The sequence below is a fragment of the Pseudomonas sp. W2-17 genome (assembly GCF_041060445.1).
Classification (GTDB): Bacteria; Pseudomonadota; Gammaproteobacteria; order Pseudomonadales; family Pseudomonadaceae; genus Aquipseudomonas.
This window is the reverse complement of record NZ_JAUFNS010000011.1, coordinates 39,099-51,876: the sequence shown is the minus strand read 5'-3', so window position 1 is coordinate 51,876 and position 12,778 is coordinate 39,099. Positions and strand designations below refer to the sequence as shown.

General features: G+C 58.8%; 10 protein-coding genes. 6 read left to right on the top strand and 4 right to left on the bottom strand.

The genetic code is table 11. The features are described from left to right. The first annotated feature begins 165 nt into the window (after window positions 1-165). Window positions 166-780: a PolC-type DNA polymerase III gene (locus tag QWI20_RS15255; protein WP_369306207.1), complete on the top strand. Its 615-nt coding sequence runs from the start codon at window positions 166-168 to the stop codon at window positions 778-780. 28 nt (window positions 781-808) lie between these two features. Here the strand turns inward: QWI20_RS15255 and QWI20_RS15250 are convergent, their stop codons facing one another. Beyond that, complete coding sequence (locus tag QWI20_RS15250; protein WP_369306206.1) at window positions 809-3,154, bottom strand: DUF4214 domain-containing protein; 2,346 nt, start codon at window positions 3,152-3,154, stop codon at window positions 809-811. Between the two features lie 496 nt (window positions 3,155-3,650). Here QWI20_RS15250 and yedA point away from each other — a divergent pair, with 496 nt between their 5' ends. Further along, entirely contained in the window at window positions 3,651-4,541 is an 891-nt protein-coding gene (gene yedA, locus QWI20_RS15245) for a drug/metabolite exporter YedA (protein WP_369306205.1), read from the top strand. 69 nt (window positions 4,542-4,610) lie between these two features. After that, a complete protein-coding gene (locus QWI20_RS15240; protein WP_369306204.1) occupies window positions 4,611-5,948 on the top strand; it encodes a DEAD/DEAH box helicase in 1,338 nt (445 codons plus the stop codon). A gap of 257 nt (window positions 5,949-6,205) precedes the next feature. Here the strand turns inward: QWI20_RS15240 and QWI20_RS15235 are convergent, their stop codons facing one another. The 3 genes from QWI20_RS15235 to gmd form a co-directional block, all read right to left on the bottom strand. Then, window positions 6,206-7,327 carry a glycosyltransferase family 4 protein gene (locus tag QWI20_RS15235; RefSeq protein WP_369306203.1) on the bottom strand — a complete coding sequence of 374 codons (1,122 nt, stop codon included), beginning with the start codon at window positions 7,325-7,327 and terminating at the stop codon, window positions 6,206-6,208. Window positions 7,328-7,462: 135 nt separating this feature from the next. Next, window positions 7,463-8,359, bottom strand: coding sequence for a GDP-mannose 4,6-dehydratase (locus tag QWI20_RS15230; RefSeq protein WP_369306202.1), 897 nt, complete (start codon window positions 8,357-8,359; stop codon window positions 7,463-7,465). Next, window positions 8,359-9,390: a GDP-mannose 4,6-dehydratase gene (gene gmd, locus QWI20_RS15225; RefSeq protein ID WP_192174574.1), complete on the bottom strand. Its 1,032-nt coding sequence runs from the start codon at window positions 9,388-9,390 to the stop codon at window positions 8,359-8,361. Before gmd ends, QWI20_RS15230 begins: the two co-directional genes overlap by 1 nt. A gap of 394 nt (window positions 9,391-9,784) precedes the next feature. Here gmd and QWI20_RS15220 point away from each other — a divergent pair, with 394 nt between their 5' ends. The 3 genes from QWI20_RS15220 to rfbG are packed head-to-tail and all read left to right on the top strand — an operon-like array spanning window position 9,785 to window position 12,772. After that, window positions 9,785-10,888: an FAD-binding oxidoreductase gene (locus QWI20_RS15220; RefSeq protein WP_369306201.1), complete on the top strand. Its 1,104-nt coding sequence runs from the start codon at window positions 9,785-9,787 to the stop codon at window positions 10,886-10,888. 13 nt (window positions 10,889-10,901) lie between these two features. Continuing rightward, complete coding sequence (gene rfbF / locus QWI20_RS15215; RefSeq protein WP_369306200.1) at window positions 10,902-11,675, top strand: glucose-1-phosphate cytidylyltransferase; 774 nt, start codon at window positions 10,902-10,904, stop codon at window positions 11,673-11,675. Window positions 11,676-11,683: 8 nt separating this feature from the next. Then, window positions 11,684-12,772 carry a CDP-glucose 4,6-dehydratase gene (gene rfbG / locus QWI20_RS15210; protein WP_369306199.1) on the top strand — a complete coding sequence of 363 codons (1,089 nt, stop codon included), beginning with the start codon at window positions 11,684-11,686 and terminating at the stop codon, window positions 12,770-12,772. Window positions 12,773-12,778: the final 6 nt, after the last annotated feature.

Genomic DNA, 12,778 nt, shown 5'->3' with positions numbered 1-12,778 from the left:
AGCTTGCTCACGAAGAGGCAGGTATGCGCACCAGAACTTCCGTGGCTGAAATGCACTATTCGCGAGCAAGCTCGCTCCCACAGGAATTAAGTTTGCTGCAGCACAGTGTGATGTCTGAACATCACGGGTTTTCCGAAAAAAATCGTCACTGTTAAGGCCACCTCTATGCAAGAACGCATCGCCGTCATCGACTTCGAAACCACCGGCATTTCCCCCAGCAGCTACTGCCGCGCCACCGAAATCGCCGTGGTGATCGTGGAGCAGGGCGTCATCGTCGAGCGCTATCAAAGCCTGATGAACGCCGGCGTGCGCATCCCGTCTTTCATCGAATCCCTGACCGGCATCAGCAACAGCATGCTGCGCACGGCGCCGCCGGCTGACCGCGTCATGAATGAAGTTGCCGAGTTCGTCGGCCTGACGCCGCTGGTGGCGCACAACGCCTCGTTCGACCAGAAGTTCTGGGACTTCGAGCTGGCCCGCGTCAAGCGCAATCGCGTGCAAAGCTTCGCCTGCTCGATGCTGCTGGCGCGACGTCTTCTGCCACACGCGCCGAACCACAAGCTCGGCACGCTCACCAGTTGGGCCGGCTTGCCCCACACCGGCAAGGCTCACCGGGCCATGGCCGATGCCGAAATGGCCGCTAACCTCACGCTGCACCTGGGCCACCAACTGCGCGACACCCACGGCCTCGCGGGGGTATCCCATCAGTTGCTGTGCACGCTGCAAAAAGTCCCGGCGAAGAAGATTGCCGATGCCATCAGCAAGCACCGGGGTCTCTAGCCAGCGTCTTCACTTGTAGCGCAGTGCCTCAAACCCAATCAGCATGCCCTATCAGGTGAATGAAGCCGGCATCGCCTTGAGTCAGTGCAGCAGACTCCGCGGAGTTGGCGATATTGAATGCGACCTGCCCACGGCTTGTGCCGCCGTCCAGCGATTGGACCCAATAGGCAAGGCCGGCAGCGTCGTTGCCTCGGCCCAGGACGTTTTGATACAGATTTTCTACAAAGGCTGCGTTGCTGCCATCGGGCAGGCGTTGGGAAAATTCTGCAGATTGCACAAAACCATCCGCAATCTGGGCACCGGTTTCGCCTGCTGCGGCGTGAGACAGCCAGAACTTAAGGCCTCCGATATCGGGAGCACGATCCAGAATGGAATACAGACGACCAATGCTTGCCTGCGCCGAGTCGAGAACGAATAGCTCGCGATCTGTGAAATCGAGCAGATTGAAGCCACTCAGTTCGAATGTCGCCGCAGCTCCTGTGGAACGACTGACTGACAGCGTGTTGGTATCGAGCGCGTTGATCGTGTAGGCGGATGCAGCGTCGTTGAACATAAAGGTGTCGATACCGGCGTTGCCGGCCAGATGCGAAACCCCATTGCCGTCAAGCCTGACTTCCTGCTCACTGATCTGATCGTCGCCCGCCGTGCCGGTGGCCACGCCCTTGCCCACCACCATGTCCAAATTGTTCCAGGCGTTGTGATCCACGATCCTTACGTAGCCTGTCTCGCCCTCCGAGAGGTCATGGCTCTCGCGCGAATTCAGGAAGCCATCGGCAACCGCAGTTCGACTCAAACCCTCCTGCAGCAGCGTGCTCCAGTACGACACACCTGAATCATCGCCTGTGCGATGCAGTACGGTCTGATAGAGCTCAAGGACAAAGTCCCGACTACCCAGCACGCTGTAGCGCTGTATCCCCTCAGCGGAATTCAGAAAGCCATCGCGAATCTCTGCATCCGAGCTGCCCATCGCTTGATGCGTCAGCCAGTAATTCAAGCCCTGATAATCGGGCGTCCGACCGAACAGTGAGTAGAGCCTGGCAACGTAAGCCTGATCCTCAGTGAGCGCGACGTGATGAAGATCTCTGCCAAAGCTCAACGAAACAGTGGCATCACTCTCGGCGTTGAAGGCGCCATACTGGCTGCGAAAAGCCATGAGCAGTTCGTCAAGACTGGCATCGTGGTCGCTGAAAGCCAGCTTTTCGACGCCTAGAAGCGTGTCCACATCGGACGTTTGCGCATCATGAACCCTGAGGGTGGCATTGCTCACAAGCGCGGCATCGTAGGTTGCAAAGTAGCGAGCACCGGCCTCGGTATACAAAGCGGTGTCGAAGCCGTTGCCACCATCGAGCACGTCCGAGCCCGCCCCACCCATCAGCCGATCGTTGCCATCGCCCCCTTGCAACAGGTCATTGCCCGCATTCGCATTGAGAAAGTTGTCACTGGCATTGCCGATCAGCGTATCCGCGCCCGCACCCGTAACGGCGTTCTCGATAACCGTACCGCGCGCGATGGCGATATTAGATAGACCGCCGTATACGCTGGAAAACGCTTCACTTCTCAGATCGACTGTCTGAGCGCCGACGTAGGTGCTGACGTTGATCGTGTCGTTGCCGTCCGAGTCATAGAGCGTGGCCACCAGGCCGGTCACGAAGTCGGTTCCGGTGTTTATGGAAGCCTTGTTAAAACTGTAGGTGTCGTCGCCCGTGCGGGTGACGGCGGTGCCGTACAGTGCCTGGATGGCCACGATGTCCGCCAGCATGGGGGTAGCGACATAGCCGAAAGAGGCATTGGAATAGGTATTCTGGTCCTGACTGAAGTAGGACATTATCGAATATTTCCAGCTGTCCTCTTGATAGAAGGCATTGTTGGGGAAGGTCGCGTTCCCGTTGTAATTGCCCGCATGGCCCAACCCCAGCGCGTGGCCAATTTCATGAATGTAGGTCTGCTGATAATACCAACCGTAATTCACCCAATTGGAAGCGATGTTGACGCTGCTGTCCGAGATGATGCTGCCTGCGTAATTGGAGCTGGTGTACGCACCGCTCTTGTTTTCGCTGAAATTGATCGCACCGGCAGCGGTGGTTTCCACAAAGTGGATGCCACTGACGTTGGTCCAGGTTTGCAGCGCATATCGAGCAACAGCCTGAGCGTTTGCGCTCAAGCTGGCCAGATTGACGCTGAGCGAGCCTCCGGCGTGCACGTCAAAGTGGTGCTGGGAACCGCCATAGGCGTCGTGCCAATAGCCATCAGTCAGGTAGTTGGCTTGCTGGTCCAGCGTCAGGTGCTCAAGCGTCGCTTGGCTGGTGGCCGTCTGTTGGCTCCCACCCTGGCTGGTCGCTCCGTCAGCCCAGAGTTGGGTGAGTGAATCGCACATCGAACACATGTAGAAACTCCGGGGCAAGGCAGGCCTGGCGAGGTCAATGACGCAAAAATCGGGTACGGACCGGTGATGAGTTCAATCCGCTGAGCCAGGTTTGAAAGCTGGCTGCATGACCTTCACGCGCGTTGACCCGCCCTGGTCTTAAAGATGGTGAGGCTCTTCGAGAAGGTACGGCAGGGCATGGTCGAAGACTCTCGATGCCCATTCCTGATGAAGTTGTCGGCATGCTTTCAGGCGACTTAAGGCGGTTTTTCCTGGAGCCGATGAAATACAGCTGGAATAGGCCGGAGGAAGCGCTCTGGCTGGGCAGGCTGCTTTGGTGAGCTGCCCGCCGGGCGGTAACGAAACCTCCCCCTTGCTGCGTCCATAGGCTGCAATCACTTCGCCAGCGAAAGTGTATGGGTCGAATAAACCACATTTGTAACTGACGCCTGCGGCCCGGACATTTCTAGAATCAGTCCCACAATAAACGACTGTACTAGAGCCTTTCATGCCTGCCGCCCGCCGTTTTCCCCTGCTGCTCATCGGGGCCTTTTTCGCGCTTTATGTGATCTGGGGCTCAACCTATCTTGCCATTCGTATCGGTATCGAAACCTGGCCTCCGCTGATGATGGCCGGGGTGCGCTTCACCATCGCCGGCTCCATCCTGTTTGCCTTCATGCGCTATCGGGGCGCGCCGATGCCGACCTGGAAGCAGTGGAAATCCGCAGGGATGATCGGCTTTCTCCTACTCGCCTGCGGCAATGGCGGCGTGACCCTGGCGGAACACGCAGGCGTTGCTTCCGGTGTCGCGGCACTCGCCGTCGCTGTGGTGCCGTTGTTCACCTTGTTGTTCGGCCTGATCTGGGGCCATCGCAACACCGGACTGGAATGGGCAGGCATTTTGCTCGGCCTCGTCGGCATCTCCTTGCTCAACCTCGGCTCGAACCTGCAGGCGAGCCCCATGGGCGCCGCGCTGGTGATTTTCGCGGCAGCGACCTGGGCGTTCGGTTCTGTGTGGAGCCGCTACCTGCCATTGCCCTCCGGACCGATGGCCAGCGCCTGCGAAATGCTGGTGGCCGGCGCGGTGCTGTTGCTCGGCAGCTTCGTAAGCGGCGAACGCATGACCCAGTCCCCCGGCCTGTCCGGCTGGCTGGTAATGGCATATCTGGTGGTGTTCGGCTCGATCGTCGCGTTCAGCTCTTACATGTACCTGCTGAAGAACGTGCGACCCGCCGCCGCGACCAGCTATTGCTACGTCAACCCGGCGGTGGCGGTGTTGCTGGGCGTGCTATTCGCCGGCGAACACATCGGCTGGGCGGAAGGTGCGGCGATGGCGGTGATCATCAGCGCCGTCGTGCTCATCGGCCTGCCGCAGTGGCGCAAGCAGAAACCGGTGTAGAAAGGGTAAACTGCGCGCCATTGTCTTCTACAGACTCTTGTGCGCTGACCTTTTTCCAACGGTACTGAAATGACATTCGCCTCCCTCGGCCTGATCGAACCCCTGCTGCGTGCCCTCGAAACACTGGGCTACCAGACTCCCACCCCCGTTCAGGCCCAGGCAATACCGCCCGTGCTCGAAGGCCGCGACCTCATGGCCGCCGCCCAGACCGGCACCGGCAAGACCGCAGGTTTCGCGCTGCCACTGCTGCAACGCCTGACCATGGAAGGCCCGAAAGTCGCCGCCAACTCCGTGCGCGCGCTGGTGCTGGTGCCGACCCGCGAACTGGCCGAGCAGGTTCACGAAGCTATCGCCCAATACGCCGAGCACCTGCCGCTGACCACGTACGCGGCCTACGGCGGCGTCAGCATCAACCCGCAAATGATGAAGCTGCGCCGTGGCGTTGACGTGCTTGTCGCGACCCCTGGCCGTTTGCTCGACCTGTATCGCCAGAACGCCGTGAAGTTTTCCCAGCTGCAGACCCTGATCCTCGACGAAGCGGATCGCATGCTCGACCTCGGCTTCTCCGAAGAGCTGCGCGACATCTACGCCGCGCTGCCGAAGCGCCGCCAGACGCTGCTGTTCTCCGCGACCTTCTCCGATGCGATCCGCGCGCTGGCCGGGCAAATGCTCGACAACCCGCTGACCATCGAAGTCAGCCCGCGCAACGTCGCGGCCTCGTCGGTCAAGCAGTGGATCGTCACCGTCGACAAGAAGCGCAAGAGCGAGCTGTTCATCCATCTGCTCAAGAAGCATCGCTGGGGGCAGGTGCTGGTGTTCGCCAAAACGCGGGTTGGCGTCGACCAGTTGGTGGAGCGCCTGCAAGGCTTGAGCCTCAACGCCGACGGCATCCACGGCGACAAACCCCAGGCCACTCGCCAGCGCGCGCTGGATCGGTTCAAGAGCAGTGACGTGCAGATCCTTGTCGCCACCGACGTTGCGGCCCGTGGTCTGGACATCGACGACCTGCCGACCGTGGTCAACCTTGACCTGCCGATCGTTGCCGAAGACTACATCCACCGCATTGGCCGCACGGGTCGCGCGGGCCAGACCGGCGAGGCGATCTCCCTGGTGTGCGCCGACGAAGTCGACCTGCTCAGCGCCATCGAGATGCTCACCCGCCAGACCCTGCAGCGCCGCGAAGAGCCTGACTTCATCCCGGAACACCGCGTGCCGGCCACCGACGCGACCGGGCAGGTTCTGAAAAAACCGAAAAAGCCGAAGAAACCGAAAAACGGTGGCGGAGGCGGCAAACGCAATCTGGGCAAATGGGTCGATAGCGGCGAAGCCGCGGCAGAAGTGCCGGCCATCAAGCCAGTGCGCAAAGTGCCGGTGTTCAACACCGGACCGCGCAAGCGCAAGCCGTAAGAGGAAGAACTGCAGTACGGTCCGGCCGATTCCATTGCCCGGACCAGCGAGTTTATTGTGGGAGCGAGCTTGCTCGCGAAGCTGTTTGTCCGGCGCAGAAAATCCACCGGATGGACGGGCCTATTCGCGAGCAAGCTCGCTCCCACAGGTTCTGCGTTCAATCCGTAGTGCCCGGTCGACGCAATCAATTGTGGGAGCGAGCTAGCTCGCGAAAGATGGCCCGCCAATCCACGTCCCAATGACACACCCAAAAGGGCCTAACGCCCGCGCAGCACATCCTGATAAAGATCCGCATACCCCTGCACCATCTTCTCTGCCGTAAACATCGCCTCAAATCGCTGCGCCGCCTTCAACCCCATCTGCTTCGCCCGCTCTCGGTCATTCCACAGCGTATTCATCGCGGCCGCCAGCGCGTCCGGATCCCGTGGCGGAACGACCAGCCCGGTCTCGTCCGCGATGTTGATAAAGGTGGTGCCCGTGCCCATCTCGCACGAGATCATCGGCTTGCCATACATCGCCGCTTCCAGCAGCGAAATGCCGAACGATTCCGAACGTTGGTGCGACGGGAACACAAACACTTCACAAAGCATCAGCAGTGCGTTCTTGTCCTCGTCCGGCAGGCTGCCCACAAACACGACATTGCTGAGCCCCAGCGCCTTGGCCTTCGCCTTGAGTTCCAGCTCCTGATGCCCGCCGCCCATGATCACCACCGGCAGGCGATTTTTATGCGCCGCCTCAAGTAGGAAATCGAGGCCCTTGTAGTAACGCAGCGCGCCGACGAACAGAAAGAAGCGCTCGCCCAATTTCTCTTTCCAGTGATCGAGCTTTGCCTGAGAAGGGGCAGGGTAGGTGGCTCGGTCCAGACCAAACGGAATGATCTCGACTTTATCCCTGAACCGGGTCAGCACGTCGCTGCTGGCGGCATAGTTGGGCGAGGACACGACAATCCGATCAACACTCCCCAGAAAGCGGTTCATCAGCGGCGCATACAGCTTGAGCAGCGTCTTCTGCTTGATGATGTCCGAGTGGTAACTCACCACCGTCGGCTTTTTGATCTGCGCGGCGAAGTGCGCGATGTCCATGTAAGGCCACGGGAAGTGGTAATGCACGATGTCAGCTTCGCGCGCGAGCTCTTTGAAGTCCCGGATGCCCGACAGCGAAAAGCCTGTCGACGCGACGTACAAATCCTGTTTGGAGCGGTGTGCGATGTGATTGCCCACCGTCTCGTTACGCGCCGCGCCTTGTTTGCTCAGCGACAGCACCTGAGACTCGATCCCGTGGGCCTGGCAACCTTGTGCCAGCTGGAAGATGACTTGCTCGACGCCACCGCCCTTGCTTTCCGGGAAGTAGGTTTTGAAGAAGTGCAAAACTTTGGTCATCAGGATTCTCTGACGAAACGATAACGTCCGCTGTTCTCGCGATAGGTGCGTTGCGGGCAGAGCGGGGATGTGTGGAGCGGAGGATAAAGGAAAACCCGAAGCACCTCACAGCGCTTCGGGTTGGGTATTGCGGAGTTACGCGTCGGCCAGCATCCAGCCAAGCGTTTCGCTCAGCTCGGGTGTCTGCCACCCCGGGACCAGCGACTTCAGCTTGCTGTTGTCGCCGCACAAGGTCTTGACCTCGTTGGCCCGCACGAAAGCAGGATTCACTTCGACGGTGAGGTCGTGGCCAGTGATGGTGCGGCACATGTCGATCACCTCACGCAACGAGTGCGTCTTGCCCGAGCTGACGTTCACGTACTGACCGAACGGTTTAGCTTCCAGCAGCCCGCGATAAGCGGCCACCAGCGAACGGACGTCGCTGAAATCACGCCAGACGTCCAGGTTGCCCAGTTCGATCTTCCCGGCCTTCTCGCGGAAGTGTTTAACGATCTTCGGTAGCAGGAAGTTATTCGCCTGGCCGACGCCGGTGTAGTTGAACGGGCGCGCGATGATGATCGGCAACCGTCCGAACCACAGACTGGCCATGTATTCCATGGCCAGCTTGCTCACCGCGTAATCGTTGGCCGGCGCCGGCGTGGTGCTCTCATCAAGCAATCCTTCCGACGCATTGCCATACACGTTGGCACTGCTGGCGAGCAAAACGCTTTCCGGCGCCTTGCCGCAGTTGGCGATGGCTTCGAGCAGGTTGCGCGTACCAATCAGGTTGACCTGGTAAAACGCATCTGCCGCGCCATGCCCGACAAAGGCCAACGCCGCGAGATGAACGACGATGTCCGGCTTAAGGTCCGCCAGCAGCTTGCTCAGACCCACCAGATCGGTGAGGTCGGCCTGATAATAATTGGCTTCATCGGACGGATTGCTGCCCAGACCGACAACCTCGCAGCCCTGGGCTGTGAGCTCGGCCGCCATGTAGCGCCCCGTAAATCCATGAATACCCGTTATCAGCGCTCGCTTGCCGGCGATACTCATCAGAACGAGAACCCTTTTTCGTTACGACGCAGGTCCGCTTCGACCATCATGCGGCACAGCTCTTCCAGGTTGGTCTTAGGCTCCCAGCCCAGGACTTCCTTGGCTTTGGCCGGGTTGCCGATCAACAGCTCGACTTCGGTCGGACGGTAGAACTTCGGATTAACCGAGACCAGGACCTTGCCAGTGGCAGCGCAGGTACCGATTTCTTCTTCCGCTTCGCCACTCCAGTTGATGGTGATGTCGACAGCCTTGAATGCCATCGCGACGAAGTCACGAACGGTTTCAGTGCGGTTGGTGGCCAGAACGAAGGTGTCCGGCTGATCAGCCTGCAGCATGCGCCACATACCTTCGACGTACTCTTTGGCGAAGCCCCAGTCGCGCTTGGCGTCCATGTTGCCCAGTACCAGCGAGTCCTGCAGACCCAGCTTGATCTTGGCAACGGTATCAGTGATTTTGCGCGTCACGAACTCACGGCCGCGCAGTGGCGACTCGTGGTTGAACAGGATGCCGCTGGTCGCAAAAATGCCGTACGACTCGCGGTAGTTGATGGTCATCCAGTGAGCGTACAGCTTGGCAACGCCGTAAGGGCTGCGCGGATAGAACGGAGTGTCTTCAACCTGAGGAATGGCCTGAACCTTACCGAACATCTCGGAAGTCGACGCCTGGTAGAAGCGGACTTTCGGGTTAACGATACGGATGGCTTCCAGCAGATTCACAGCGCCCAGGCCGGTGATTTCGGCAGTGGTGATCGGCTGTTCGAAGGAGACGCCCACGAAGCTCTGCGCGGCGAGGTTGTACACCTCGGTGGCTTCGGTGGTCTGCAGCAGGCGGATGCTGGCCGACAGGTCGGTCAGGTCGTACTCGACCAGGTGCAGGTTTGGATTGTTCTGGATGCCCAGTTCTTCGATCCGCCAGAAATTGACAGAACTGGTACGACGATAGGTGCCGTAGACGGTGTAGCCCTTGCCAAGCAGCAGTTCAGCCAGGTAGGCGCCGTCTTGACCAGTGATGCCGGTAACAATTGCTTTCATGCGGGGATCAAACTCCGTTCATATAGACGTATAGGTGGCAGAAACCGACAGCGTCGCATTGGTCGCTGGCGTGCGCGAAATATTTGCCGGGAAATATACACGGAACCAGCGATAGGCTCGAGTAGGGAGGGTGAAATATGCGTCCCATAATTGACCAGAGCATTGGACTATTCCGCTTATCGGTCCTTCGCCCAATCCAAGGCGTTAGAGGGTCACCTGGACTAGGGCAGCATGCTGCGTACCCTACGCGGCACGTCTTGGGGGAAAATCCTTCCCCCCGCTGCGTCGCAAAATCCTGCACCTAACAGGGTATCAGAGTGTAAACTCCGTCCCCCGAAGCATCTTCAGAAGCACCCTATGTGTGCGTCGTACCGGGTAGATTCGCGCCCCGGTCATGAAGCATCTTCCGCACGCAGCTTTTGTTATGTTCATCGTCTCAAAGTCCTTGTCACAGGCGTCAGCAAGCAGCAATGACTGCAGCCTTTCAGTATTCAGATCCGGTAAAACCATGGTTTCAGTAAAGCTCCACAACGGGCAGGCATTCATTTCCGAGCCCGGCGCCTCACTGCTTGATAGCGCCAAAGCAGCCGGCATCACCCTTGAATACAGCTGTCGTACGGGTCGTTGTGGCGTTTGCAAAACCAACGTGCTCAGCGGTGAAACAGAGGTCATCAAAGGCGAAACATCTTTGACTGAGGAGGAGCTCGCGGCCGGCATGATTCTCACCTGCTGCCGCCGCGCTGTGACCGATGTAGAGATTGATGCCGAAGACATAGGTGCTTTGGGCGGGATAGAGGTCAAAACTCTCCCATGCCGGATCGATACGATTACTCGTCTGGCGGGGAACGTTGTTCAAGTGATTCTGCGCGTGCCGCCTGCAAGCAAGCTTCAGTATCTTCCAGGTCAGTACCTCGATGTCATTGGCGAGGGTGGCCTGCGCCGCAGTTACTCAGTAGCTAATGCCCCGCGTGACGATGGCAAGCTGGAGCTTCAGATTCGTGAGGTCGAGCAGGGAGCGATGTCGCGCTACTGGTTTGGTGGCGCCAAACCTAATGATCTTTTACGTCTGGAGGGTCCGCTGGGTACTTTTTGCTTGCGTGACAAAAAAGCCAGCACGCTGGTGTTCCTAGCCACTGGGACCGGTATTGCGCCGGTCAAGGCCATCCTGGAGCAGTTGCAGGGCAATCCTGATTTGGTTACGGGCAAAAAGATTTTTGTTTATTGGGGCGGGCGGGCAGTTACCGATTTTTACTGGGCACCCCGGCTTGATGAACTGAACGCAGCATTTATTCCTGTGTTGTCTCGACCTGATGCCACTTGGCAGGGGCGAACCGGCTACGTACAGGCGGCCCTGCTTGATGACGGCATCGACCTCACTCATGCGGTGGTTTATGCCTGTGGTTCGGAAACCATGATTCATTCTGCCCGTGAGGCCCTGACGAGCGCCGGGCTGCCTGTAAAACACTTTTACTCCGATGCATTCGTGAGTTCGAATTAACAAGGGAGCGGTTATGAAAGCAGTCATTCTGGCAGGCGGACTGGGCACGCGCTTGAGCGAAGAGACAGGTACTCGCCCCAAGCCAATGGTTGAAATCGGTGGCAAGCCGATTCTGTGGCACATCATGAAAATGTATTCCTCCCACGGCATCAATGATTTCATCATTTGCTGTGGCTACAAGGGCTACATGATCAAGGAATACTTCGCCAACTACTTCCTGCACACGTCGGACATCACGTTCAACATGCGCGAAAACACTATGAAAGTTCACGATCAGCGTGCTGAAGACTGGAATGTGACGTTGGTCGATACTGGCGAGACATCCATGACCGGTGGCCGTCTGCGTCGGGTTGCGGACTATGTGCGCAACGATGAGGCTTTTTGCTTCACATACGGTGATGGTGTCGGAAGCATGGACATCAGCGCTGCGGTCGCTTTCCACAAGAGCCACGGCAAAGCTGCCACGCTCACCGCTACCTTCCCGCCAGGCCGCTTTGGCGCTCTGGACATCGCCGAAGGCCGGGTCCTGAACTTCAAGGAAAAGCCTAAAGGCGACGGCGCCATGATCAATGGCGGCTTCTTCGTGCTTTCTCCACAAGTGCTGGATTACCTGGAAGACGACAATACGGTCTGGGAACAGGGCCCGTTGATGAGCCTCGCCGAGCAGGGCCAACTGATGGCCTTCGAACATCCGGGCTTCTGGCAGCCGATGGATACCCTGCACGATAAAAATCTGCTTGAGAAGTTGTGGCAGAGCGGCGACGCGCCTTGGAAATTCTGGGACTGAGAACGACTATGAAAGCTTCTGTCTCCGCTGATTTCTGGAAAGGCAAAAAGGTTTTTCTCACTGGCCATACTGGCTTCAAGGGAAGCTGGCTGGCGCTGTGGCTGCAGGGCATGGGCGCCCAGGTGAAGGGCTTTGCCTTGGCCCCGCCGACCAAGCCTTCACTGTTCGAGCAGGCGCAGGTGGAGCAGGGTATGGAGTCGCAAATCGGCGACATCCGCGACCTGCAGGCCGTGACTGAGAGCATGGTTGCCTTCAATCCGGACATCCTGATTCACATGGCGGCTCAACCGCTGGTCAGGCTGTCGTATCGCGAGCCTGTCGAAACCTACGCGACCAACGTCATGGGCACTGTTCATGTGTTGGAGGCCGCGCGCAAGTGCCCTGGTCTGCGTGCCATCGTCAATGTCACCACCGACAAATGTTACGAGAACCAGGAATGGGAATGGGGCTATCGCGAGAACGAGCCCATGGGTGGCCACGATCCGTACAGCAACAGTAAAGGCTGTGTGGAATTAGTTACCAGCGCTTACCGCAACTCGTTCTTTAACACCGAGCACTCCGCTGCACTGGCGTCGGCGCGCGCCGGCAATGTCATCGGCGGTGGCGACTGGGCCGACGACCGGTTGATTCCGGACATCCTGCGCGCTGTCGAACAGGGCAAGCCCGTGATAGTCCGCAATCCCAAGGCCACCCGCCCTTGGCAGCACGTACTTGAGCCGCTCAGCGGTTACCTTGTTCTGGCCCAACACCTATGGGAGCATGGCCCGTCATTCGCTCAGGGCTGGAACTTCGGTCCTCGCGACGAAGACGCCCAACCTGTCGAATGGATACTCGATCACATGGTGCAGGCGTGGGGAGCTGGCGCTAGCTGGCAGCTTGACAGTGACCCGCAGCCGCATGAAGCACGCTACTTGAAGCTGGACATATCCAAGGCTCGCGCTCACCTGAAGTGGGAACCAACTTGGGGCCTGGAGACAACGCTGACTCGCATCGTCAACTGGCACAGAGCCTGGATGGAGAGTGCCGACATGCATGCCCGTTGCGTAGAAGAAATCAATAGCTACATGGCAGCCATGCCACTGGCGCCTAACCGATAATTAGCT